Origin of the sequence: Flavobacterium sp. FlaQc-47, assembly GCF_044006475.1 — a bacterium.
GTDB lineage: Bacteria > Bacteroidota > Bacteroidia > Flavobacteriales > Flavobacteriaceae > Flavobacterium.
The window spans coordinates 590,314-614,736 of record NZ_JBIPCQ010000003.1; the positions used below are offsets into that span (position 1 = coordinate 590,314).

21 protein-coding genes are annotated in these 24,423 nt (G+C 33.8%); 10 read left to right on the top strand and 11 right to left on the bottom strand.

What is annotated here, in order from left to right; all coding sequences use genetic code 11:
• Positions 1-173: 173 nt before the first annotated feature.
• Both ACHRVX_RS12165 and ACHRVX_RS12170 read left to right on the top strand, forming a co-directional pair.
• Positions 174-1,082 (top strand): helix-turn-helix domain-containing protein, encoded by a 909-nt coding sequence (locus ACHRVX_RS12165; RefSeq protein WP_395332530.1) that lies wholly within the window; start codon positions 174-176, stop codon positions 1,080-1,082.
• An 88-nt stretch (positions 1,083-1,170) separates the two neighbouring features.
• On the top strand, positions 1,171-2,010 hold the full coding sequence (locus tag ACHRVX_RS12170; RefSeq protein WP_395332532.1) for an oxidoreductase: 840 nt from the start codon (positions 1,171-1,173) through the stop codon (positions 2,008-2,010).
• A 149-nt stretch (positions 2,011-2,159) separates the two neighbouring features.
• Here the strand turns inward: ACHRVX_RS12170 and ACHRVX_RS12175 are convergent, their stop codons facing one another.
• From ACHRVX_RS12175 to miaB, 10 genes are all read right to left on the bottom strand, one after another.
• A complete protein-coding gene (locus ACHRVX_RS12175; protein WP_395332534.1) occupies positions 2,160-3,362 on the bottom strand; it encodes an ectonucleotide pyrophosphatase/phosphodiesterase in 1,203 nt (400 codons plus the stop codon).
• A 327-nt stretch (positions 3,363-3,689) separates the two neighbouring features.
• Positions 3,690-5,318: a chaperonin GroEL gene (gene groL, locus ACHRVX_RS12180; RefSeq protein ID WP_395332536.1), complete on the bottom strand. Its 1,629-nt coding sequence runs from the start codon at positions 5,316-5,318 to the stop codon at positions 3,690-3,692.
• 44 nt (positions 5,319-5,362) lie between these two features.
• Positions 5,363-5,719 carry a four helix bundle protein gene (locus ACHRVX_RS12185; RefSeq protein ID WP_395332538.1) on the bottom strand — a complete coding sequence of 119 codons (357 nt, stop codon included), beginning with the start codon at positions 5,717-5,719 and terminating at the stop codon, positions 5,363-5,365.
• 83 nt (positions 5,720-5,802) lie between these two features.
• Complete coding sequence (gene groES / locus ACHRVX_RS12190) at positions 5,803-6,078, bottom strand: co-chaperone GroES (protein WP_007806577.1); 276 nt, start codon at positions 6,076-6,078, stop codon at positions 5,803-5,805.
• Positions 6,079-6,222: 144 nt separating this feature from the next.
• Entirely contained in the window at positions 6,223-6,561 is a 339-nt protein-coding gene (gene secG, locus ACHRVX_RS12195; RefSeq protein WP_395332540.1) for a preprotein translocase subunit SecG, read from the bottom strand.
• A gap of 3 nt (positions 6,562-6,564) precedes the next feature.
• Positions 6,565-8,055: a tetratricopeptide repeat protein gene (locus tag ACHRVX_RS12200; protein WP_395332542.1), complete on the bottom strand. Its 1,491-nt coding sequence runs from the start codon at positions 8,053-8,055 to the stop codon at positions 6,565-6,567.
• Between the two features lie 90 nt (positions 8,056-8,145).
• Entirely contained in the window at positions 8,146-8,652 is a 507-nt protein-coding gene (lptE, locus tag ACHRVX_RS12205) for an LPS assembly lipoprotein LptE (RefSeq protein ID WP_395332544.1), read from the bottom strand.
• Between the two features lie 197 nt (positions 8,653-8,849).
• Positions 8,850-10,106 carry a sigma-54 interaction domain-containing protein gene (locus ACHRVX_RS12210; protein ID WP_395332546.1) on the bottom strand — a complete coding sequence of 419 codons (1,257 nt, stop codon included), beginning with the start codon at positions 10,104-10,106 and terminating at the stop codon, positions 8,850-8,852.
• Between the two features lie 60 nt (positions 10,107-10,166).
• Positions 10,167-10,538: a GxxExxY protein gene (locus ACHRVX_RS12215; protein ID WP_395332548.1), complete on the bottom strand. Its 372-nt coding sequence runs from the start codon at positions 10,536-10,538 to the stop codon at positions 10,167-10,169.
• Between the two features lie 84 nt (positions 10,539-10,622).
• Positions 10,623-12,068, bottom strand: a complete 1,446-nt coding sequence (miaB, locus tag ACHRVX_RS12220; RefSeq protein WP_395332550.1) for a tRNA (N6-isopentenyl adenosine(37)-C2)-methylthiotransferase MiaB — start codon at positions 12,066-12,068, stop codon at positions 10,623-10,625.
• A gap of 507 nt (positions 12,069-12,575) precedes the next feature.
• On the opposite strand from miaB, the gene topA reads away from it, so the two are divergent.
• The 8 genes from topA to ACHRVX_RS12260 all read left to right on the top strand — a co-directional run bounded on the left by topA (position 12,576) and on the right by ACHRVX_RS12260 (position 24,049).
• On the top strand, positions 12,576-15,110 hold the full coding sequence (topA, locus tag ACHRVX_RS12225) for a type I DNA topoisomerase (RefSeq protein ID WP_395332552.1): 2,535 nt from the start codon (positions 12,576-12,578) through the stop codon (positions 15,108-15,110).
• Between the two features lie 3 nt (positions 15,111-15,113).
• Positions 15,114-16,265, top strand: coding sequence for a formimidoylglutamase (locus ACHRVX_RS12230; protein ID WP_395332554.1), 1,152 nt, complete (start codon positions 15,114-15,116; stop codon positions 16,263-16,265).
• A 254-nt stretch (positions 16,266-16,519) separates the two neighbouring features.
• Positions 16,520-17,929 carry a gliding motility lipoprotein GldK gene (gene gldK / locus ACHRVX_RS12235; protein WP_055094854.1) on the top strand — a complete coding sequence of 470 codons (1,410 nt, stop codon included), beginning with the start codon at positions 16,520-16,522 and terminating at the stop codon, positions 17,927-17,929.
• A 59-nt stretch (positions 17,930-17,988) separates the two neighbouring features.
• Positions 17,989-18,636, top strand: coding sequence for a gliding motility protein GldL (gene gldL / locus ACHRVX_RS12240; RefSeq protein WP_395332557.1), 648 nt, complete (start codon positions 17,989-17,991; stop codon positions 18,634-18,636).
• Between the two features lie 52 nt (positions 18,637-18,688).
• Complete coding sequence (gene gldM, locus ACHRVX_RS12245) at positions 18,689-20,230, top strand: gliding motility protein GldM (protein WP_395332559.1); 1,542 nt, start codon at positions 18,689-18,691, stop codon at positions 20,228-20,230.
• 44 nt (positions 20,231-20,274) lie between these two features.
• Positions 20,275-21,264, top strand: coding sequence for a gliding motility protein GldN (gene gldN, locus ACHRVX_RS12250; RefSeq protein WP_395332898.1), 990 nt, complete (start codon positions 20,275-20,277; stop codon positions 21,262-21,264).
• A 647-nt stretch (positions 21,265-21,911) separates the two neighbouring features.
• Positions 21,912-22,901 carry a gliding motility protein GldN gene (gene gldN / locus ACHRVX_RS12255; RefSeq protein WP_395332561.1) on the top strand — a complete coding sequence of 330 codons (990 nt, stop codon included), beginning with the start codon at positions 21,912-21,914 and terminating at the stop codon, positions 22,899-22,901.
• Positions 22,902-22,975: 74 nt separating this feature from the next.
• Positions 22,976-24,049 (top strand): NAD(P)/FAD-dependent oxidoreductase, encoded by a 1,074-nt coding sequence (locus ACHRVX_RS12260; RefSeq protein WP_395332563.1) that lies wholly within the window; start codon positions 22,976-22,978, stop codon positions 24,047-24,049.
• On the opposite strand, the gene ACHRVX_RS12265 is transcribed toward ACHRVX_RS12260, so the two are convergent.
• On the bottom strand, positions 24,030-24,413 hold the full coding sequence (locus tag ACHRVX_RS12265) for a DUF983 domain-containing protein (protein WP_395332565.1): 384 nt from the start codon (positions 24,411-24,413) through the stop codon (positions 24,030-24,032). The genes ACHRVX_RS12260 and ACHRVX_RS12265 overlap by 20 nt on opposite strands.
• Between the last annotated feature and the right edge of the window lie 10 nt (positions 24,414-24,423).

The following is a 24,423-nucleotide window of genomic DNA, read 5'->3' on the forward strand; positions in this document are numbered from 1 at the left end:
CGTCAATTCTGTTTACATTAATATATATCCGACACAGTAAATCCGACAGGTTTTAAAAACTTGTCGAGTCTATTACGTTTACATGACAGCCTATAAAATTATCTCATTATCAAATTATCAAATTGGCACATTTTCTAATTATCTAATTTGTTTGATTTTTGTAACTTTGTAAAATGAAACGCACAGAAACCCTCGAAGATTTTTACACAATTAAAATAAAAGGAATGCCCGAGAATCTTCAAAAAGAAATCGGACATTTTAATGTTTTTAAATTGGATGATTATGTGGGTTCTACTTGTAATCCATTGCCTTATACTCGTAAAGACTTTTATAAAATAAGTTTAATCATTGGCAGAAACAAAGTGCATTATGCAGATAAAATTGTTGAGATAGAAGATCAGGCTTTATTTTTTGCGAATCCTCAAATTCCCTACAGTTGGGAACATATTGATGAGAATCAAACCGGATTTTTCTGCATTTTCACAGACGCATTTTTTAGTCAGTTTGGAAATTTAAAAGAATACCCTTTGTTTCAACCCGGCGGAAATCCTATTGTGCCTGTTTCTAAAGAACTGGCAGAATCATTAAAATCAGTTTATTTAAGAATGTTCGATGAAATAGATTCTGATTACGCATTTAAATACGACATGCTTCGCAATCTTGTTTTTGAGATTATTCATCTCGCGCTAAAAACACAAACCGTAACTTCTTCATTATACAGTAAATCAAACGCTACGATTAGGGTTTCTTCCTTATTTTTGGAATTACTGGAACGCCAATTCCCGATTGAATCGATGTCACAGCAAATTAATTTTCGTTCACCTTCAGAATTTGCCAATCAGTTAAATGTTCATGTGAATCATTTGAATAAAGCACTAAAAGAAACGACGGGAAAAACGACATCACAAATTATATCCGATCGAATTATTCAGGAAGCGATGGTTTTACTCAAACAAACCAATTGGAATATTAATGAAATTGCTTGGTGTCTTGGATTTGAGGAATTGTCCCATTTTATTAATTTCTTCAAAAAAAATACACAGCTTTCACCAAAAACCTATCGCGTAACCGAAATTGTTTGATTTTCGTAACTTCTTGTTTGAATCCTTTAATTTTGGATAACTATTACGCCTATACCTTTGTACCATAATTTAATCTAAAAATAAAATCATGGAAAATAACAAAGTTTGGTTTATAACGGGAGCGTCAAAAGGTCTTGGACTGGTATTGGCTAAAAAATTATTAGCCGAAGGTAAAAAAGTTGCGGCAACATCAAGAAGTGAAGCAGCATTAATAAAAGCAATTGGAAGTCCATCTGAAAATTTTCTTCCTTTAGAAATGGATTTGACAAATGAAAAAAGTGTCAAAAATGCCATTGAAGTAACTGTTAGCCATTTTAAAACAATTGATGTTTTAGTAAACAATGCAGGTTACGGTTTATTAGGAACATTAGAAGAATTGACAGATGCAGAATCCAGAAAAAATTATGAGGTAAATGTTTTCGGGTTATTAAATGTAATCAGAAATACAATGCCTTACATGCGTGCAAACAAAGCAGGACATATTTTTAATATATCTTCTATTGGCGGATATAATGGCGGTTTTCCGGGTTGGGGAATTTACTGTTCTACAAAATTTGCAGTTGCCGGTTTAACCGAGTCTTTAGCTGCCGAAGTAAAAGAATTTGGAGTAAATGTAACCTTAGTTTATCCGGGTTATTTCAGAACTGATTTCTTAGCGGATAGTTCTTTATTATTGCCATCAAACCCAATTGCAGAATACAAATCAGTGAGAGCATCAGAAAGCGCTCATAAAGATGATATTGATGGAAATCAACCCGGAGATCCTGAAAAATTAGCAGTTGCCTTAATCAAAATGAGTGAGGAGCAAAATCCTGCATTGCATTTATTTTTAGGACAAGATGCTTATGATATGGCAAATCTCAAAATTGAAAATGTGCAAAAAGAATTAGAGAACTGGAAAGAGGTGTCTGTTTCAACAGGATTTTAATTAGAAAATGGGCAATTTGAGAATTAGATAATTTTCGAATTGCCTTCAACTTTAGCTGAATTATAAAGTTTAGTAAACCCGACCGATTTTAAAAACCGGTCGGGTTTGTCACTTTTGATCATTTAGAAATTATCTAATTGGCACATTATCTAATTTTTCAGCATCGATTGCACTTCGCTGAACTTCCCATCAACTTCATCAATTTTTAAACCTAAAATATGGGCAATTAAAGGATAAACCGAAACGTTTTGAAATGATTTTACTTCTTTACCTACTTTAAAAGCAGGACCTTTTGCATAAAAAATAGCCTGCATATCCTTTTCTTTATTATCATAGCCATGTGTTCCGCCTTTTATATGCGTACTTTCTTTACTCACTAAACTATATCCTTTTTTAGCTTCAATAACAAAATCATGCACACGAGGATTAGTTCCGTAATGTAATCTTTTAGGGACTTCGCTTGATTTCCAGAATTTAATATGTGGTACTTTTTTTAGTGCTTTTACAATTGAATCCTGAAAGCCAGGTTTTGCCTGAAGACTCATAATTGGGTTGATAACATCTTTATAGCCTAACCATTCCGGTTTTAGATAATCCAGAATTGCTACTTTCTTATCATTACTGATAGCTGCCATTCCGTGGTCTGAAACTATTATTAAATTGATTTGCTTTCCAATCGCTAATTGATTTAATCTTCGGGATAATTCTCCCATAATTGAATCCATTTTAATCACCATCTTTTTGTTTTCCGGAGAAAGCGGTCCAAAATTATGTCCTGTATGATCTGGTTCATCAAAATATAAAGTGACTAAATGCGGACGTTGTTTTTCAGGAAGCTCTAACCATTTCAATACCGTATCAATTCTGGTTGCATATGGAATTTTATTATCGTAATTTTTATAATAACTTGGTCTTCTTTTATCCAGATCAGATCCGGGCCAGAAGAACGAAGCAGTTTTTATACCTTGCTGCTCAGCGACATTCCATATTGGGTTTCCGCCATAAAAACGAGAATCATTTTTTGCATCAGATGATAAAGAGAAAGATTCATTTAGGGTAGCATCATAAAAAACATTATTAATAATCCCGTGATGATCCGGATAAAGTCCCGTAACTATTGAATAATGATTGGGGAAAGTTTTACTGGGATAGGAAGGTCGCATGGATTTAGCATGAACACCTTCTTTTGCAATTAGCTTTAGATTTTCAAGTTTAAATTGTTTCGCATAATCCCAACGAAATCCATCCATAGAAACCAATACAACATAAGCTTCTTTATTAGATTGAGAATATGAAAAAGTGGAAAGGAGTAAAAATGTAAAAAGTAATAAGTGAGTAGTAAATTTTCTCATTTTGTAATTTTAATAGAACTGCAAATATATTCATAATGAATTTTCTAAAGAAAAAGAGAATGTTAAGTTTGCCACGAATTTCACGAATTTTCACGAATGCTTTGCGGAAAAAAGGTTACCAAAGATTTTCACGAATGCTTTGTTTAAAAAAAAAGTTTACCACGAATTACACGAATTAGCACAAATTTTTAAGCGTAATCAATAGAAAAATAATTTGTGAAAATTTGTGAAATTCGTGGCAAAAAAAATCTTTTTAATCTTTTAATCTGTGGCAAAAAAAACGCCAGATTTATGTCTGGCGTTTTAAATTTTAAGAAGTGAGGATGATTACATCATTCCTGGCATACCTCCACCCATTGGCATTCCGCCTCCGTTTTCTTCTTTAATATCAATTAATGCACATTCTGTAGTAAGGATCATTCCCGCAACCGAAGCAGCATTTTCTAACGCTACACGAGTTACTTTTTTAGGATCAATAATTCCAGCTGCAAGCATGTCCACATATTGGTCAGTTTTAGCATTATAACCAAAATCACCTGAACCTTCAGATACTTTTGCTACCACTACAGAACCTTCAAGACCTGCATTTTCAACAATAGTTCTTAATGGAGATTCAACAGCACGAGATACAATCTGGATTCCTGTTGCTTCGTCAGCGTTGTCAGCTTTAATATCTGCCAATGCTACTTTTGCTCTTAATAGTGCCACACCACCACCAGCAACAATTCCTTCTTCAACAGCAGCACGAGTTGCGTGTAAAGCATCATCAACTCTGTCTTTTTTCTCTTTCATTTCAACCTCAGATGCAGCACCAACGTAAAGAACAGCAACACCACCTGCTAATTTAGCTAAACGCTCTTGCAATTTTTCCTTGTCATAATCAGAAGTTGTAGCTTCCATTTGACCTTTAATTTGGTTCACACGATTTTTGATCATGTCAGCTTCACCGGCACCACTTACAATAGTAGTGTTGTCTTTATCGATAGAAACTCTTTTTGCAGTTCCTAACATTTCGATAGTTGTATTTTCAAGAGTATAACCTCTTTCTTCAGAAATTACAGTTCCACCAGTTAAGATAGCGATATCTTCTAACATTGCTTTTCTTCTGTCTCCAAAACCAGGAGCTTTTACAGCAGCAATTTTAAGAGCGCCTCTTAATTTGTTAACTACAAGAGTTGAAAGAGCTTCTCCGTCAACATCTTCAGCAATAATCAATAACGGTTTTCCTGATTGAGCAACCGGCTCTAAAACTGGAAGTAATTCTTTTAAAGAAGATACTTTTTTGTCATATAATAAGATGTATGGAGAGTCTAATTCAACTTCCATTTTCTCAGGGTTTGTTACGAAGTAAGGAGAAAGATATCCTCTGTCAAACTGCATTCCTTCAACAACATCTACAAAAGTATCAGTTCCTTTAGCTTCTTCAACAGTAATAACACCTTCTTTACCCACTTTTGCAAAAGCAGTAGCGATTAGTTCCCCAATCACTTCGTCATTATTTGCAGAGATAGAAGCAATTTGTTTGATTTTATCAGAATCGCTTCCAACAACTTTAGCTTGTTTTGCAAGGTCAGCAACGATTGCTTCAACAGCTTTATCGATACCGCGTTTCAAGTCCATAGGATTTGCACCTGCAGCAACGTTTTTAAGACCTTCTTTTACGATTGCCTGAGCTAAAACTGTAGCAGTTGTAGTTCCGTCACCCGCTAAATCATTGGTTTTAGAAGCTACTTCTTTAACCATTTGTGCGCCCATGTTTTCTAATGGGTCTTTTAATTCGATTTCTTTTGCAACAGAAACACCATCTTTAGTAACTGTTGGTCCACCAAATGATTTCCCGATAATTACATTACGACCTTTTGGTCCAAGAGTTACTTTTACAGCATTTGCTAATGCATCAACACCACGTTTTAATCCGTCACGTGCTTCAATATCAAATTTTATATCTTTTGCCATTCTATTTTTGCTTTAGGCAGGAGGCTTTAAGCTTTAAGCTTTTCCTACTGCTGAATTAATATTTGTTTTAATTTGTAAATCTTGCTTTTTATACTATTGATTTTTACTATTTGATTCTCCGCAATTTCAGGATTGAGATATTGCAAATCTTTAGCTAAAATCAAAAGATACTCTGTCTCATTGGCAGAGCCTAAAGCTATATTGAGAAATTGATTGAATTCTTTATCGCTATTTCTTCCGCATCCTTCACTAATGTTAGTGGGAATTGATGAAGAAGCTCTTCTAATCTGACTTGTTAATCCATATAATTCTTCTTTAGGAAATAAAGAAGTCATTTTGTATATTTCTAAAGTAAAAGAATGACTTAGCTTCCAAATATCATATTTTTTAAAATCCCTCATTTCTTTTTTGCTTTAAGCTTTAGTCAATATGTTTTAAGCTTTTAAAAAAGCCTATAGCTTACAGCTTATAGCATAAAGCGATTTTAGATTATCGCTAAGATATCATCCTCACGCATAATCAAATAATCAGTTCCTTCAAGTTTTAATTCTGTTCCTGCATATTTACCATATAGGACAGTGTCGCCAACTTTTACGGTCATAGTGTGATCTTTAGATCCATTTCCTACTGCAACAACAGTTCCTTTTTGTGGTTTCTCTTTGGCAGTATCTGGAATAAAAATCCCTGACGCAGTTTTAGTCTCAGCTGCAACAGGCTCAATAAGTACGCGGTCTGAAAGCGGTTTAATGTTTAAAGTCATGATTTTATATTATTAATAGTTTATATTTTTTTAATGCTAAAATAACTTTCAGAAATTATGCCATGCTCTGAAAACTGACATTATTTCTTAAAAAAAATGCCAGCTTTGACAGGCTGGCATTTTTATATTTATTTCAAAAATTTATTATTTTGCTGCAGGAGTTGCCGGAGCAGGTGTTTGTTGAACCGGAACTGCTGGTGTAGTAGCAGGAGCTTCTGTTTTTTCAATAAGTTTAGAATCAGTATCGCTTAAAGATCCCGTAAAGCTTAAACTTGAAAGTAAGATTAAAGCAATCAAAATAGTAGCCAGTGTCCAAGTACTTTTATCTAAAAAGTCAGTTGTTTTTTGTACTCCACCTAACATTTGAGTTCCGCTAATTGTAGACGACAATCCGCCTCCTTTAGGGTTTTGAACCATGATTACTACGATCAATAGAAAACAAACTATTGTGATTAAAACTAAAAAAATTGAAAATGTGCTCATTGCTTAATTATTATTGTTATTTTGTTGTAAAATCTTTATATCCGAAATACGGTCTGCAAAGAAACTAATTTTTTCTGGATATTTCAAAATTAATATTTCATATGCTTGTATTGCTTTTGTATATTTCTTTTGTTCAAGATATACTCTGGCCAAAGTCTCTGTCATTAAGTAAGAATTATCCTCTTTATTAAGGTCAAATTGAACCGCTGGAACTATTGCAGTTTGTTTAATGGGAGGAATTTTTGGGTTTGTTTCAATGAATTTATTGATTATTTCTGCCTTTTTCTTTTTCTCATCAACAATTATTTCAGCTTCCACTTTTGGATCGGCTTTTTTTTTGGCTTCTTCAGGACCTTCTGTTCTGTCAATTGGTTCTGTTCGTGCTAATTGCAGCCATTCATGAAAAGAATGTTTTTCGTTACCGGAAAAATCCAATGGTTTACCTATTTCCAGATTTTCTTCGGCAATTTTTACTGCTTCAGGAATTTCAACTTCTATAGGTTCTTCCGGCGTTATTGTTTCTTCAAAAGTAACTGTTGTAGATTCTTCAATAGCATCTGGTACTGATTTTTCAATAGAATCAACTCTTGCTTCCGGAAATTCATCCTCTACTATTTCTTCAAAAAAGGTTGGCATAGTTTCTTTGCTGGGAGTTATAATAGGTTCTTCAATAATTGGCTCTATTTTTTGCTCTTCGATTTTTGAAGTTTCTACAAAAGTTATGTTTGTTGCTTCTATAATAGAATTTAAAATAGATTGCTCAATAATTAAATCATTTGGTTTCTCTTCTGTTTTTGCAGGTTCTTCAAAAGTTGGTGTTACTGCTATAAAAGTGTCTAAAATTTCTTGCTCAGAAACGGGTTCAATTATAATTTCCTCAACTTTTTCAGGCTCTTCAAAAGTGATAGGTATTACTTCTTTAAAAGAATCTAAAATTAATTCTTCAGTAATTGGCTCAATTTTGAGTTCCTCGATTTTTGCAGTTTCTTCAAACGATTCAGGAGTTACTTCTTGAAAAGAATTTAAAATAGATTGCTCATTAAGAGGAACGCTTGGTTTATCTATTGTTACTGCCGGTTCTTCAAAAGTTGCATTTGTCGCTTCTCTTATAGAATTCAGAATAGATTGTTCAACAGGATCAATTCGGGTTTCGGTTGTTTTTTTAATTTCCGAAAATGAAATAACCTCGCTGTCAACCACTTTTATTTCTAAAAGATCTCTCAATTTTCGATCATAAAATTCACTTTGGATAGCAGTAAAATCTTCTGAAGTGATAAAATCAAATAAAACCGAACGATCAGAGGTGTGTGCCGCCGTGACTTTTAACGCATAATTATACTTAAAGCTATTTTGACTGTAAAGACCTTTTAATCGTAATGCTCTTGCACTTTGAAAATACGGAAATTCATTCAAAACACTTCCTAATGCGTCCGCTTGCTTTTCAGAAATAGCATCCGGTTTGTTCATTAAGTAGGTATAATCAGTTACATTCATTTCTTTTTTATTTAATCGTTTTTTGTTTAAATATGTAATCGTTTAAAAGAATCGATTAAACATTTAACCGATTTCAACAAATAAACAATTTTACCATTTTGCCAGTGACTCATTAAAAATGTCCTGCGTGATTCTTTCAAAAATAGTTTGAAGCGCTGTATTTAAAATGGCTCCTGTTGGTAAACCAGTTCCCGGGAAATCATAATAGAATTCGAATGATTTTTCGAAATCATCAGTTTCTTTCTTTTTATTTGTAAACCTGACATTTACCCTAATCGTCAAACGGTTTTGAGCCGCCTGTTGATCTGCCGTCGCAGTCATAGGAGTCGTTCTGTAATCTGTAATTTCGCCTTCGTAAACTAAATCACCACTTTCACTTACTAAGTTCAGGTTGGTTTGATTTTGAATTAAATCCTGAAGGGCCAATGTAAATGTTCTGTCAATTCCCGGTTCAATTAAATCAGCATTATTCTGAAAAAAGTTCACCTGAAAAGTTTTCGCATCAATTTTCCCTGTTGTTCCTGTAAAGTTGTAAACTCCACAGCCGCTTAACATAAAAAGGCTCATTAAGGCCAGTAAAGAATATATTTTTTTCATAAAATCTATAGTAGTAAATTCCAATTTTAAAAAATCAAAATTCCAATTGTTGGGGAAATTCCAAAATTTAAATTCCAAATTCCAATTTTTTTCCAAATATAGCAATTTGCAATTTGTAATTATTTTTGAAGTTCAACTTTTCTAAAGTTGGAATTTGGAATTTATCCCGACGCTTCGGGATTGGAATTTATTTATTTTTATAAATCAAATTGTTTAATTTTTCGGTACAAGGTTCTTTCAGAAATCCCTAACTCATCTGCAGCAGCTTTTCGTTTTCCCTTATTTTTTTCTAATGACTTTTTGATCATTTCGATTTCTTTTTGTTCTAAACGCAAAACTTCTTCTTCCTCAATTGTTTCGGCAAATAAATAATTATCGTCTTGTATCTGATAATTATCTTCGCGTGCTGCAGGTGTCATAACAGCGGTTCTTGGCTCTTCTTCAAAATCAATTTCGCTTTCATTTTCCTGAGAACCGTATATTTTCTGAATCAGATTCGGATTAATATCCTGAACTTTTGATGATCCGTTTTTCATCAATTCCAAAGTCAGTTTTTTCAAATCATTCAGATCACTTTTCATGTCAAAAAGCACTTTGTACAAAATATCTCTTTCGGTACTAAAATCGCTTTCCTTTTTCTTATCACTAATTACCGATGGTAAATTACTTCCCTCAGTTGGTAAATACGAGCGTAAAGTAGCTAATGTAATATCGCGATTGGTTTCTAAAACAGAGATTTGTTCCGCCACATTTCGCAACTGACGAATGTTTCCGTTCCATCTGAATTTTTGCAAAAGTTGTACTGCATCATCGTCTAATTTCAACGGAGGCATTTTGTATTTGTGTGCAAAATCAGCAACAAACTTTCTGAATAACAAATGAATGTCTTCGTTTCTTTCGCGTAATGGCGGTAAAGTAATTTCTACAGTTGTTAGACGATAATACAAATCCTCACGAAATTTTCCTTTTTCAATAGCATTGAATAAGTTTACGTTTGTAGCAGCTACAATTCGAACATTTGTTTTCTGAACCTGAGACGAACCTACTTTTATAAATTCCCCATTTTCAAGTACACGAAGTAAACGAACCTGAGTTGTAAGAGGTAATTCACCAACTTCATCAAGAAAAATAGTTCCGCCATCGGCAACTTCAAAATAACCTTCACGAGTGCTTGTAGCTCCTGTAAAAGCGCCTTTTTCGTGTCCAAAAAGTTCACTGTCAATAGTTCCTTCCGGAATTGCACCACAGTTTACCGCAATATATTTACCATGCTTTCTATGCGAAAGCGAATGTATTATTCTTGGAATATTTTCTTTACCAACACCACTTTCCCCAGTTACCATTACTGATATATCAGTAGGAGCAACCTGAATGGCTTTTTCGATGGCACGATTTAATTTAGGATCATTTCCAATAATTTCAAATCGTTGTTTTATTGCTTGAACTGTTTCCATTTATGTTTTTTATCTTTTGCCACGAATTTCACTAATTTTCACTAATTTTTTGAAACCGGGTTAATGAATAACTCTTTTATGTTGTAATGACTTTTTATTAAAGTTAACAATAATTCCTAAATCACTATCAGCCAGTTTTAAATAATTTATTGTTTGAGCGATATGTTCATCAATTATATCTTTTGATGCTTTTATTTCTAGAATGATTTCGTCATAAACTATAAAATCTGCATAGAATTTATGCGCTAACACAATGTCTTTGTATTTAATATAATATTCTTTTTCACGTTGAAAAGGAATATTATGTTTTTTAAATTCATATTCTAAAGCATCCTTGTAGACAATTTCAAGAAGTCCACCGCCAAGTATTCTATGAACTTCCATGCAAATGCCAATAATTTTATAGTATTCCTCTTTTCTATATAATTCCATATTTCGTTTTTATACAAACATATAGAATAATAAATAAAAGAAAGAAAATTCGTGCAAATTGATGAAATTCGTGGCAAAAAAAAATTAATTCATTTCAGAATATCCAACCGCTTCACCTTTTAAAGTTCCACTTGTACAGCTTGTGATTTTTACATTTACGAAATCTCCAATTTTATAGTTCTCTTTAGGGAAAACAACCGTAATACTTTGAGAATTTCTTCCAGAGAATTCTTCGGTTGATTTTTTAGACACTTTTTCAACTAAAACTTCCACAACTTGCCCAACGAATTCCTCGCTTCTAAACCAGGCATGTTTTTGTTGTAGATCAACAATTTCCTGCAATCTTCTTGCTTTAGTTTCTTCCGGAACATCATCTTCCATTTTTCTTCCGGCCAAAGTTCCCGGACGCTCCGAATACGAATACATATAACCAAAATTATATTTAACATATTCCATCAAACTCATTGTGTCCTGGTGATCTTGTTCAGTTTCTGTTGGGAAACCGGCAATCATATCTTGCGAAATCGAAGCATCCGGAATAATCGCTTTAATTTTATCAATCAAAGTCATATATTCTTCACGAGTATGCAAACGATTCATTTCTTTTAGAATTCGGTCACTTCCAGACTGAACCGGTAAGTGAATGTGTTTACATATATTTGGATATTTAGCAATAACATGCAAGATACTCTCATGCATATCCTGCGGATTAGAAGTCGAAAAACGAATACGCATTTTAGGAAAACCAACAGCAACCATTTCAAGCAATTGATCAAAATCAACCGCTGTCGCTTTTTGCATATCCGATGCGTTTACGAAGTCTTTTTTCAAACCGCCGCCGTACCAAAGGTAACTGTCAACGTTTTGACCAAGAAGAGTAATTTCCTTAAAGCCTTTACCCCAAAGATCCTGAATTTCCTTCATAATACTCTGAGGTTCACGACTACGCTCACGTCCGCGTGTAAAAGGTACAACGCAAAACGTACACATATTATCGCAGCCACGAGTAATCGAAACCAAAGCTGTGATTCCGTTACTCATCAAACGAACCGGCGAAATATCACCGTAAGTTTCCTCTTTCGATAAAATTACATTAATAGCGTCGCGACCTTCCTCAACTTCTGCCAATAAATTTGGCAAGTCCTTGTAAGCATCAGGACCAACAACAAGGTCGACTATTTTTTCTTCTTCCAGAAATTGACTTTTCAAACGCTCGGCCATACAGCCCAAAACGCCCACTTTCATTTTCGGGTTAATACGTTTTACCGCATTATATTTCTCCAAACGCTTACGAATAGTCTGTTCTGCCTTGTCCCGAATCGAGCAGGTATTTACCAGAACCAAATCAGCATCTTCAAGAGTTTGTGTAGTGTTATATCCGTTTATCGATAAAATAGAAGCTACGACTTCACTGTCCGAAAAATTCATCGCGCAACCGTAACTTTCAATAAAAAGTTTCTTAGTGTTCTCAGGTTTATTTTCCAAAACAAGACTTTCGCCCTGTTTGCTTTCTTCAATAATCTTTTCCATTGTATAATTTCAAAGTGCAAAGATAACGTAAAAGGTATAAATATGACAAGATGGCAGAGAAAAGATTTTTAGATTTTAAAGATTACAATTTTAGATTTTAGAATTCAGATTTTAGATTGTTGAAACCGATCAAAGGGAATCTAAAATCAACAATCTAAAATATAAAATATTTTGTAGCTATTTCCGGCTTTCCGCTACAAGTCCTCATAAAAAAAGCAAAGTTTCTAATGTTTTAAAAAGAGCTTCCGTTGGTCGCTTTTTTAAAAGAAGAAACTTTTTGCATTTTTTATTCCGGGCTTTTCACTATACTCCGGGCTAGGAATTTTGAGGATAAAAAAGAACATTCTCCGGGCATAATCTTATAATAGTTATACCTATATATATAATAGGTAGGAATACAGATAAATCTGTAATTTTAATAATCATAATATTAAAATACCTCAAAAATGAATTAGCAAGGTTGATATTTAAAAAAAATAGATACTTTTGTTGCAGAAAAATAGAGCAATGGCAAAGAATTTAGTAATAGTGGAATCACCTGCAAAGGCGAAAACGATAGAGAAATTTTTAGGAAGTGATTTTCAGGTAGAGTCAAGTTACGGACATATAGCAGATTTACCATCAAAGGAAATAGGAGTAGATGTAGAGAATGGTTTCAAACCTAAATACGAAGTTTCTCCAGATAAAAAAGCCTTGGTAAGCAAATTGAAAACATTATCTAAGAATGCCGAAATGGTTTGGCTGGCGAGTGATGAGGACCGCGAGGGTGAAGCTATTTCATGGCATCTTGCGGAAGAGCTAAAACTAGATATTAAAAAAACCAAGCGAATTGTTTTTCACGAAATTACAAAGTCTGCGATTCTTAAAGCAATCGATAATCCTAGAGAAATAGATTATAATTTAGTAAACGCACAACAAGCACGTCGTGTTTTAGACCGTTTAGTAGGTTACGAATTATCTCCGGTTTTATGGAGAAAAATTAAAGGAGGACTTTCTGCGGGACGTGTACAATCCGTTTCAGTACGTTTGATTGTAGAGAGAGAACGCGAAATCCAAAACTTTAATGCAGTTGCAAGTTATTCTATCGTAGCCGAATTTGTGAATGAAGCAGGAAAAGCTTTCAAGGCTAAATTGCCAAAAAACTTTAATACTAAAAAAGAAGCCGAAGATTTTTTAAATAAAAATATCGGGTCACAATATAAGGTAGCCGATTTAGAAACTAAACCTACCAAAAAATCACCAACAGCCCCTTTTACAACTTCTACATTGCAACAAGAAGCAGCAAGAAAATTGTATTTGCCAGTTGGAATCACCATGCAGCTTGCACAGCGTTTATACGAAGCCGGACTTATTACATATATGAGAACGGATAGTGTGAACCTTTCTAAAGATGCAATGGATGCAGCAGAGGCTGAAATCATAAAATCATACGGAAAAGAATTTTCAAGACCCCGAACTTTCGCTAACAAAAGCAAAGGGGCACAAGAAGCGCACGAAGCAATTCGTCCGACAGATATGTCGCGCCACACGGTAAATATCGATCGTGATCAGGCTCGTTTGTATGATTTGATCTGGAAAAGAACATTGGCGTCTCAAATGAGCGATGCGCAATTAGAAAGAACAAACGTAAAAATCGAAGCAAATAATCACAGCGAAATTTTTACAGCTTCAGGTGAAGTTTTACTTTTTGAAGGTTTCCTCAAAGTATACTTAGAAGGTCATGATGACGATGAGGAGGAACAAGAAGGAATGTTGCCTGCATTAAAAGTAAATGAAAAGCTTGTTAACAATTATATTACAGCGACAGAAAGATATTCAAGACCTCCGGCAAGATATACAGAAGCATCTTTGGTGAAAAAATTAGAAGAATTAGGAATTGGCCGTCCGTCTACGTATGCACCAACTATTTCGACGATTATCAACAGAAATTATGTTGAAAAAGGAACTCTTGAAGGTCAGGAACGTAATTATACACAACTTACTTTGCAAGCGAGTAAAGTGGGGGAGAAGTTATTGAAAGAAAATACAGGATCTGATAAAGGGAAATTAGTTCCAACAGATATTGGGACTATTGTTACGGATTTCCTGGTTAAGAACTTTGGAAATATATTAGATTACAACTTTACAGCAAAAGTAGAACAGGATTTTGATGAAATTGCCGAAGGAAATATTGACTGGGCAGTTATGATGAAGGAATTCTACGATAAGTTTCACCCGAATGTAAAAGAGGTTGAAGCGAATGCAGAACGTGAAAGCGGAGAAAGAATTTTAGGAAAAGATGCAGATGGGAGACAAGTTTCTGTTCGTTTAGGAAAATTTGGACCAATGGCTCAAATTGGAGAAGCGGATGATGAAGATAAAAAGTTCGCCAGTTTAATGTCAGATCAAAATATTGGTAATATTACACTTGAAGAAGCTTTGAATTTGTTTTTATTACCTAAAAATTTAGGGGAATATAAAGGAGAAGAAGTAGAAGTTAGTAATGGTCGTTACGGTCCTTATGTTCGTCACGGAAGTGTATTTATTTCATTGCCGAAAGGAGAAGATCCGTTAAGTCTTTCAAAAGAAAGAGCCCAGGAATTAATTGATGAAAAAGCAATTGCCGATGCTCCAATCGCAGTTTACAAAGGTGAGGGTGTACAAAAAGGTGTGGGACGTTTTGGTCCGTTTATCAAATGGAACGGTATTTTTATTAATGTAAGCAAAAAATACAATTTTGATAACCTGTCCCAACAAGAAGTTGAAGAACTAATTGAAGATAAATTACAGAAAAATATAGATAAAGTGCTTCACAATTGGGAAGACGAAGGAATTTTGGTTGAAAAGGCCCGTTGGGGACGCTCAGTTATTACAAAAGGTAAAATCAAAATTGAATTAAGTAAAGATGTTGATGCTACAAAATTGACATTAGCTGAAGTTCAGGAAATGATCGCCAAAAAAACACCGGCAAAAAAGACACCGGCAAAAAAAGCCACCACTGCTAAAAAAGCAACAACCGCTAAGAAAGCTCCAGCTAAAAAACCAGCTGCTAAAAAGAAATAATAAATGGAATTTGATTTTCTAGAACCAGTTAATGACGGAATTTTAAAATTCATTAGTTCATTGTCTTCACAAGAATTGGGTAGTAAAATAGTTTTACACACCAAAGATCAGTTTCCTGATATAAATAAAATTACCTTTGCAATAATTGGTGTTTTAGAAGACCGCCGTAATAGCAACGGAATTAACGAGGTTAATTTAAATGTAGTTCGCAAGAAGTTATACGGCATGTTTCCTGGTAATTGGGATGCATCAATTGCTGATTTAGGAAATATTCTTGCAGGGGATTCTGTAGAGGATACCTATTTTGCTCTGAAAAAAGTAACAGCTGCTTTAATTAAGAATAAAGTGATTCCTATAGTTCTGGGAGGTTCGCAGGATTTGACCTATGCATTGTATCGCGCATATGATGATTTAGAGCAAATGGTAAATATGGTTGCTGTGGATAATAAATTTGATTTTGGAAAGGAAAACGAAACAGTTTCGGCTAATTCTTATCTTACTAAAATCATTATAGATGAGCCCAATAACCTTTTTAATTACTGTAATATAGGATATCAAACCTATTACAATTCGCAGGAAGAAATTGATTTGATCGAGAAATTATTCTTTGATGCTTATCGTTTGGGAGAAATTTCGAATAAAATTGCTCTTGCTGAACCTGTTTTTAGAGATGCTGATTTAATAAGTATAGATTTAAATTCAGTAAAGTCATCAGTTTCAGGTAATATGATTACTTTTGAGCCCAATGGTTTCAACGGAAAAGAAATATGTTCATTGGCAAGATATGCCGGTATCAGTGATAAAGTTTCCTGTTTAGGAATTTTTAATCATAATAGTACGGCACCGGAAGCAGTAATTATGGCGCAGATAGTCTGGTATTTTATAGAAGGGTACCATTATCGATCAAAAGAATATCCGTTTGGTAGTCGGGCAACGTATTTAAAGTATATAGTTCCTCTTGAAGATGAGGAATTAATTTTCTATAAAAGTGACAAAACAGATCGTTGGTGGATTGAAATTCCATCGGAGTCAAATGGTCACAATAAATTGAAAAGAAATACGTTATTACCGTGTTCTTACGACGAATATTTGAGCGCTTGTAACCAAGAACTGCCGGAAAGATGGTGGAAAGCACAAAGAAAAAATGCTCTATAGAGCAAAATTTTAGATAAAATTATAATTTCAAAAAAAAAATTAAGAAAAATTAGTAAGAAAATAAATCTAAACTATAAAATTTAACGGTTTACGTCGATTTTTTCCGCTAGTTTATCGATGAAATATTTTTTTTTTATTTTTTTTAACATTATTTTTGAACGGTAAAATAAATTTCGCAAATAGCTATTGTTTTTTAGATAAATAATAAATACGTTTACGGACTTATAATAATGAATAGATAATCCCAAATTTATATGAAGAAGTTTATTGCATTTGCAGCAATGTTAACACTGGTAATTGGCTGTGGTAAGTCAGGAGACAAAGGTGAATTAGTTGGTGTTACAGGAGGCAAATGGCATCCTGAAAAACCTTATGGTATGACATTAGTTCCGGGTGGATCTTTTATTATGGGTAAATCAGATGCTGATTTAGCTAATGTTGAAGATGCTCCGACTAAAACAGTAACGGTTCGTTCGTTTTATATGGATGAAACAGAGATTACTAATAGTGAGTACCGTCAATTTGTAGAATGGGTAAAAGATTCTACAATGAGAGTACGTTTAGCTATTTTAGCTGACGAAACAGGGCAAAAGCCAGCTGGTGATGCTAAAGGTAAAAAAGGTGGAAGCATCTCAGATTATGCATTTAATGATTCAGAGCCGGACAAAATGACGGCGTATGATAAATACATGTATGATAACTACTATAGTGTAGGGACTAAAGATGATCCTTATGCTGGTAGAAAACTAAACAAAAAAGTTAAGTTAATTAAAGATACTAAAGCATATCCGGATGAGTATTATGCTGAGGTAATGGATTCTATGTATTTACCAATAGAAGAATCATATAATGGTTTGAGAACAATTGATGTGAATAAATTGAAATTCCGTTATTCTTGGATGGACATTCAGGCTGCTGCAAAAGCTAAAGTTGGAAAAAGAAAAGATTTCGTTAAAACTGAACAAGTTAGTGTGTATCCTGATACAACAGTTTGGATTAAAGATTTCGCTTACTCATATAATGAGCCAATGCATAATGATTATTTCTGGCACAAAGCTTACGGTGATTATCCTGTAGTTGGTGTGACCTGGAAACAAGCTAAAGCATTTTGCGCTTGGAGAACATTAAATAAAAACAGCTATATCAAATCTAAGAAAAAAGGACGTGATTTAGTAAATGCATTCAGATTGCCAACAGAGGCAGAGTGGGAGTATGCTGCAAGAGGTGGTCTGGAATCAGCTACATATCCTTGGGGTGGTCCTTATACTAAAAGTGACAGAGGTTGTTTCTTAGCAAACTTTAAACCAAGCAGAGGAGATTATGCTGCTGATGAAGCTTTATATACTGTTGAAGCTAAATCATATGAAGTAAACGGTTATGGATTATATAACATGGCAGGAAATGTTTCAGAGTGGACAGATTCAGCTTACAATCCAAATGCTTATGAATATGTTTCAACAATGAACCCTAACGTAATTGATGGAAACAATCAAAGAAAAGTGGTTCGTGGAGGTTCATGGAAAGATGTTGCTTACTTCCTACAAGTAAGTACTCGTGACCACGAATATGCAGATTCAGCAAGAAGTTATATTGGTTTCAGAACTGTACAAGATTACATGGGAACTCAAACAACAGGAAGCGGAAAAAAGAAAAGTAAATTATAATTAAATTCAAATAACCAAATCAAATCTATTTTTAAATTAAAACCTAAACAAAAAGTATTATGGCATTATTAAGTAAAAAAGCAATGAATTTCGCTTATGGTATGGGAGCGGCAGTAGTAATCGTTGGAGCTCTATTCAAAATTACTCACTTTGAAATTGGACCATTAACAGGAACTGTGATGTTGTCAGTTGGTTTATTAACTGAGGCGTTAATCTTTGCTCTTTCTGCTTTCGAACCAGTTGAGGATGAATTAGACTGGACTCTTGTTTACCCGGAATTAGCTAACGGTCAGGCTAGAAAAAAAGCGGATAAAGTTGAAGCGCCATCTGATGCTCAAGGATTATTATCTCAAAAATTAGATGTAATGTTGAAAGAAGCTAAAATTGACGGAGAGTTAATGTCAAGCTTAGGAAACAGCATCAAAAATTTCGAAGGAGCTGCAAAAGCAATTTCTCCAACAGTAGATTCTATTGCAGGACAAAAGAAATATGCTGAAGAAATGTCATTAGCTGCTGCGCAAATGGAATCATTAAACAGCTTATACAAAGTACAATTAGAAAGTGCTTCAAGAAACGCACAAGCAAATAGCGAAATCGCTGAAAATGCTTCTAAGTTAAAAGAGCAAATGCAATCAATGACTGCAAACATTGCTTCTTTAAACAACGTTTACGGTGGTATGCTTTCTGCAATGAGTAACAAAGGATAATTAGTTTTTGACTATTATATTAAATTTATTAATAAAGAACTAATTAGAAAAAATGGCAGGAGGAAAATTAACCCCTAGACAGAAGATGATTAACCTGATGTATCTGGTTTTCATCGCAATGTTAGCAATGAACGTATCAAAAGAAGTTATATCTGCTTTTGGTTTGATGAATGAAAAATTTGAAAGTGCAAATACAAGTTCATCAGAAACAAATACAAGTTTATTAACATCTTTAGATCAAAAAGCTGCTGAAGCAAAAGGAGAATTCGCAATTGCTGCAGTTACAGCTCACAAAATTGAAACAATTTCAAAAGATTTTTACGATTACATTGGGACTTTAAAAACTCAATCTATCAAAGGATTTGAAGTTGAAAAAGAAACTGGAAAACTTCCTTACGAGTCTATGGACAGAGGTGATAACATCGACGACTGGTTTACAGGAGACGGTTACACTAAAAAAGGGAATGAAATCATTTCAAGAATTGAGAAATATAAATCAGATATTAAAGCTGCTTTAGGTACAGATAAAAAATATGCGGTTATTATTTCTGAGGTTGAGAAAAAATTTGATGTTTCTGACGTAAAAAACAAAGAAGGTATAAAAGAAAAATACTTAGAATATCACTTTAAAGGTTTTCCTGCAATTGCATCAGCTGCTAAGCTTTCAGCTTGGCAAAATGACGTTAAGAAAACTGAAACAGACGTTTACAATAGTGCATTAGGAAAAGCTGCTGTAGCTGCTGCTTCTTACAGTAACTACCAAGCGATTGTTGTTTTAGATAAAAATGCTTACTTCCAAGGAGAAAAAGTAACTGGTAAAGTGGTTTTAGGTCGTTATGACGAAAATACGAAACCAACTTCATTTCAAGGTCCTGGACAAATTGTTAACGGACAAGCTGTTATCTCTTTAACTGCTGGTGGAGTAGGAGAACAAAATATTAATGGTCAATTTACATTCTTAGAGGACGGTAAAAACATTCCATTAAAATTTAAAGGAACTTACGTTGTAGTACCAAGACCAAACTCAGCTACTATTTCTGCTGATAAAATGAATGTTGTTTATAGAGGTGTTGTTAACCCAATCTCTGTATCATTTGCTGGTGTTGATGCAAACAAAATTAATGCAAGTGCTCCTGGATTATCTTCTGCTGGGAAACCAGGGAAATATAACATGAGCCCGGGTTCAGGTACAGAAGCTACAATTGCTGTTACAGGAACTTTACCAAACGGAGATAAAGTTACAGATAAGAAAACCTTTAGAATTAAAGGAATTCCTGGACCAACAGGTACAATTAGAGGAGAAATGGGCGTTGTTAAAGGACCAAAATCTAACTTAGAAATTGCTACTATTGGTGCTAAATTACTTGATTTTGATTTTGAAGTTGGTTTAGATGTTGTTGGATTTAATATGAAAATTGCCGGACAACCTACAGTTGTAGTTTCTGGTAACAGATTAAATGCACAATGTAAAACAGTTCTTGCAAGAGCTGGAAAAGGAGACCAGGTTACTATTTCTGAAATTAAGACTAAACTTGTTGGAGCTGGTAGTTATTTATTACCAAGAACTGCTCCGGTAATTTACGAAATACAATAATAAAGTAGGTAAAACTACATTCAATATCTTATAATGATATCATGATGAAAGTAAGAAATTTTTTAATAGCTATTGTTTCTATCGCTGGAGGTCTTTCTTCTTATGCGCAATCTAATTTGCTAAATGCGAAAACACCTGCTCAGATAGGACTTAAAACTCCTGCGCAACTAATCTCAGATAATGATAAGCCTTTAGCTTATGGTTATGTGGATGATAGAGATATCTTGATGGGAAAAACTACTTGGGAGATCATTGATTTAAATGAAAAAATCAACTTTCCATTATACTTTCCTGTAGATACGGCTAATATTGGTTCTGACAGACGTTCATTATATGACGTTTTGACGAAAGCTGTTAAAAACGGCAAAATAACTGAAGTGTACAGCGACAGTTATTTCAATACTAAAAAATCTTTGAAAGATATTCAAGGTGCATTATCTCGTATTGATACTACTGACGCAGGTAGAGAATTGATCAACCAATACCCTGATGACTACAAAACACGTGTTGTGAAGAAAAAAGTTGTTACAGGTACTGGAAAAAAGAAAGTTGTTACTTATGTTGATGAAACAGTTGGAGCAACAAGAACAGTTCCTGCAGAATATATCCTTAAACAAGATTTAACTGCTGCTGATGTTACACAATATAAAATAAAAGGATACTGGTATTTTGACAAACGTCAAAGTGAACTGAAATATCGTTTACTTGGAATTTGTCCTGTAACTCCGGATGTTTACACAATGAACAGTGACGAAAAGGATTATATTGAGTTATTCTGGGTATTCTTCCCTAATTCAAGAGAAGCATTGCACGAAGCAAAAGCTTTTAACGATAGTAACTCAGCACTTCCAATCTCATTCGATCAGATATTAAATTCAAGACGTTTTAATGCAGTAATCTATAAAGAAGAAAACTTGTACGGAGATCGTGAGATCAAAGATTACATGAAAGATAATGCTCAAAACCAATTGTTAGAATCTGAAAGAGTAAAAGAGAAGATTCGTAACTTCGAACAAGATATGTGGAACTACTAAGTATCTAAATTATATCAATATAGAAAACTCTTACTGCAAAGCAGTAAGAGTTTTTTTATTTTACAACCCGGCCTTTTATAACATTCATTATCCTTAGGATCAATCATAAAACCTGTGGAAAGAGAAAAAAAATACCATAGGAGCACACGAAAATTTTTTACCAAGGAGGATGGATATACACATAAAGTTCACAAAGCTATTTCAACACAAAGCTTTGTGAACTTTGTGTGTTTGTTAGCATACTCTACTATAAAAAACTTTGCGCGCTTTGCGTTAAAAATCACCCAGTATATAAATGTAATCCCTCCGTGATATTTTTCTTACTTCGTTAGGAGTTAAATATTGGCAGGACAAAAATGACCTGAATAAATGGATTTCTACCAATATGTAAGCTCACCAGTGTATTTTTCTTACTCCGTTAGGAGTTAAATATTGGTAAGACAAAAAGCAACCACAAAAACATTCACGTAAGGATTGAATTTTTTTTAAGGAAAATTATTTATTGAATTGCTAAATCAGCAACATGAATTAAGCACTAATTATCAATCTGATTTATAAAGTGGATATTTGTTAAAATGCAAATTTGTAAGAAATTTACAATAAATAAAATAAAAATACGTTATCTTTATTGTAAATACTATTTTAAGATGAAAAGGAAAATTTTTTTAATGGTCGTGGTTCTTGTCGTTGGAAGCTTTACTTCTAAAGCGCAGTCTAATTTGCTTAATGCAAAAACGGCCGACCAAATTGGATTAAAGAGTGAAGCGCAAAAGATTTCTGATAATGATAAGCCTTTGGCATATAGTTATATTGATGATCGGGACGTTTTGATGGGGAAAACAGTATGGGAAATAATTGATTTGAATGAAAAAATTAATTTCCCTTTATATTTTCCAGTAGATACTGCTAATATTGGTGCTGACAGACGTTCGCTTTATGATGTTTTAACGAAAGGGATCAGAAGCGGTAGAATTACTGAGGTATATAGTGACAGTTATTTCAATACTAAAAAATCATTAAAAGATATTCAGGGTGCATTATCTCGTGTTGATACCACAGATGCAGGTCGGGAATTAATCAACCAATATCCGGATGAGTATAAAACTCGTGTAGTGAAGAAAAAAGTCATCACGGGTACCGGTAAAAAGAAAGTAGTAACTTATGTAGATGAAACCGTTGGTGCCACAAGAACGGTTCCGCCAGAGTATATCCTGAAACAAGATTTAACTGCCGCAGATGTTACTCAATATAAAATTAAGGGATACTGGTATTTTGACAAACGGCAGAGTGACCTGAGATATCGTTTATTGGGAATTTGTCCTGTAACTCCTGATGTTTATACTATGAATAGCGATGAAAAAGATTATATTGAGCTGTTTTGGGTGTTTTTTCCAAATGCGCGCGAGGTATTACATGAGGGAAAAGCGTTTAACGATAAGAACTCGGCAGTTCCAATTTCATTTGATCAAATCTTCAATTCAAGATATTTTAATGCCATTATCTACAAAGAAGAAAATATGTATGGAGATCGTGAAATTAAAAGCTATATGAAAGATAATGCGCAGGATCAGTTGTTAGAATCTGAAAGAGTAAAAGAGAAGATTCGTAACTTCGAGGAAGATATGTGGAACTACTAATTACCAAAATTACATTATAACAAAAAACTCTTACTACCTTTGTAGCAAGAGTTTTTTTACTTTATTTTTTACACATGTTAGATTATTTAATTGTTGGATCTGGATTAGCCGGGATTTCTTTTGCAGAAGTTGCGCTTAAAAACAATAAAACTATTTTGGTTATTGATAATAAATCTCAAAATTCGTCCAGAGTTGCCGGAGGTTTATACAATCCTGTCATTTTAAAGCGTTTTAGCGAAGTTTGGAAAGCGCAGGAACAATTGGTTTTAATGAATGATTTCTACAATGAAATTGAAAATAAATTACAGGCAAAATTCAATTTTCAGTTACCAATTTTACGAAAGTTCTTTTCAATTGAAGAACAGAATAATTGGTTTGCTGCTTCGGATAAAAAAAATCTGGCTCCTTTTTTATCGACAAAAGTAGTCACCACAAAATATAATAGTATAGATTCTCCACATGATTATGGACAAGTTTTACATACAGGATATGTCGATACGGCATTATTGCTTGATAGTTATAAAGAATATTTACAGGAAAATAACCTGCTTTTAGAAGAGTTTTTTGATAGTATCTATATCGAATTTTTCGATTATGGAATCCAATATAAAAACATTCAGGCGCGTCATATTATTTTTGCAGAAGGTTTCGGCTTACATAAAAACCCATTCTTTAATTATTTGCCATTAGATGGAACAAAGGGAGAATTGTTTATCATTAAAGCTCCGGATTTAAACTTAGATGTAATTGTTAATACTAGCGTCTTTATATTGCCACTGGGGAATGATTTATTCAAAGTAGGCGCTACATACAACTGGCAGGATAAAACCGATTCACCTACTGAAGAAGGAAAACAGGAATTAATAGAAAGAATCAAAGAAATTATTACCTGCGATTTTGAAATCGTAAAACATTTTGGCGGAGTTCGCCCAACAGTTAAAGACAGAAGACCTTTGATTGGAACGCATCATGAACGCAAATCACTCCATATCCTTAACGGATTAGGAACCCGCGGTGTGATGTTAGGTCCTGCAATGGCAAAAGCCTTGTTTGATACTATTGAAAAGGAGATTCCGCTAGATCGCGAAATTGACATTCAAAGATTTCATAAGAGATATCTAAAGACACTTATTTCCGACCGGCCTTAGGATCATAAGAAACAAACATATTGATATATAGATTTCTTGATAGTCGCAGAACAAATGGAAACAATAGGATTAAGGAAATAACTATTGCCAGAAATGATTCTTCGATTGAAGTTTTAAAAAATACAAATGAAACAATAAAGGCAGCAATTCCAACAGCTACATTTAATCCATAACTCACATACATTGCTCCATAAAAAAACGAAGGTTCAATTTGATATTTTAATCCGCAATGGCTGCAATGATCGTTCATTTTTAGAACTTTAGTCAAATGAAGAGGATTTTTGTCCGAATACATACTTTCATTTTGACATTTTGGACAACTTCCTGTTAAAATACTATTTAGTTTCGATCCTTTTTTTAACATTTGCAAAAAA

Excerpts from the sequence above, each read along its gene's own strand:
- ACHRVX_RS12165 (WP_395332530.1), top strand. The coding sequence starts at position 174 with ATGAAACGCACAGAAACCCTCGAAGATTTTTACACAATTAAAATAAAA.
- ACHRVX_RS12170 (WP_395332532.1), top strand. The coding sequence starts at position 1,171 with ATGGAAAATAACAAAGTTTGGTTTATAACGGGAGCGTCAAAAGGTCTT.
- ACHRVX_RS12175 (WP_395332534.1), bottom strand. The coding sequence starts at position 3,362 with ATGAGAAAATTTACTACTCACTTATTACTTTTTACATTTTTACTCCTT.
- groL (WP_395332536.1), bottom strand. The coding sequence starts at position 5,318 with ATGGCAAAAGATATAAAATTTGATATTGAAGCACGTGACGGATTAAAA.
- ACHRVX_RS12185 (WP_395332538.1), bottom strand. The coding sequence starts at position 5,719 with ATGAGGGATTTTAAAAAATATGATATTTGGAAGCTAAGTCATTCTTTT.
- groES (WP_007806577.1), bottom strand. The coding sequence starts at position 6,078 with ATGACTTTAAACATTAAACCGCTTTCAGACCGCGTACTTATTGAGCCT.
- secG (WP_395332540.1), bottom strand. The coding sequence starts at position 6,561 with ATGAGCACATTTTCAATTTTTTTAGTTTTAATCACAATAGTTTGTTTT.
- ACHRVX_RS12200 (WP_395332542.1), bottom strand. The coding sequence starts at position 8,055 with ATGAATGTAACTGATTATACCTACTTAATGAACAAACCGGATGCTATT.
- lptE (WP_395332544.1), bottom strand. The coding sequence starts at position 8,652 with ATGAAAAAAATATATTCTTTACTGGCCTTAATGAGCCTTTTTATGTTA.
- ACHRVX_RS12210 (WP_395332546.1), bottom strand. The coding sequence starts at position 10,106 with ATGGAAACAGTTCAAGCAATAAAACAACGATTTGAAATTATTGGAAAT.
- ACHRVX_RS12215 (WP_395332548.1), bottom strand. The coding sequence starts at position 10,538 with ATGGAATTATATAGAAAAGAGGAATACTATAAAATTATTGGCATTTGC.
- miaB (WP_395332550.1), bottom strand. The coding sequence starts at position 12,068 with ATGGAAAAGATTATTGAAGAAAGCAAACAGGGCGAAAGTCTTGTTTTG.
- topA (WP_395332552.1), top strand. The coding sequence starts at position 12,576 with ATGGCAAAGAATTTAGTAATAGTGGAATCACCTGCAAAGGCGAAAACG.
- ACHRVX_RS12230 (WP_395332554.1), top strand. The coding sequence starts at position 15,114 with ATGGAATTTGATTTTCTAGAACCAGTTAATGACGGAATTTTAAAATTC.
- gldK (WP_055094854.1), top strand. The coding sequence starts at position 16,520 with ATGAAGAAGTTTATTGCATTTGCAGCAATGTTAACACTGGTAATTGGC.
- gldL (WP_395332557.1), top strand. The coding sequence starts at position 17,989 with ATGGCATTATTAAGTAAAAAAGCAATGAATTTCGCTTATGGTATGGGA.
- gldM (WP_395332559.1), top strand. The coding sequence starts at position 18,689 with ATGGCAGGAGGAAAATTAACCCCTAGACAGAAGATGATTAACCTGATG.
- gldN (WP_395332898.1), top strand. The coding sequence starts at position 20,275 with ATGAAAGTAAGAAATTTTTTAATAGCTATTGTTTCTATCGCTGGAGGT.
- gldN (WP_395332561.1), top strand. The coding sequence starts at position 21,912 with ATGAAAAGGAAAATTTTTTTAATGGTCGTGGTTCTTGTCGTTGGAAGC.
- ACHRVX_RS12260 (WP_395332563.1), top strand. The coding sequence starts at position 22,976 with ATGTTAGATTATTTAATTGTTGGATCTGGATTAGCCGGGATTTCTTTT.
- ACHRVX_RS12265 (WP_395332565.1), bottom strand. The coding sequence starts at position 24,413 with ATGTTAAAAAAAGGATCGAAACTAAATAGTATTTTAACAGGAAGTTGT.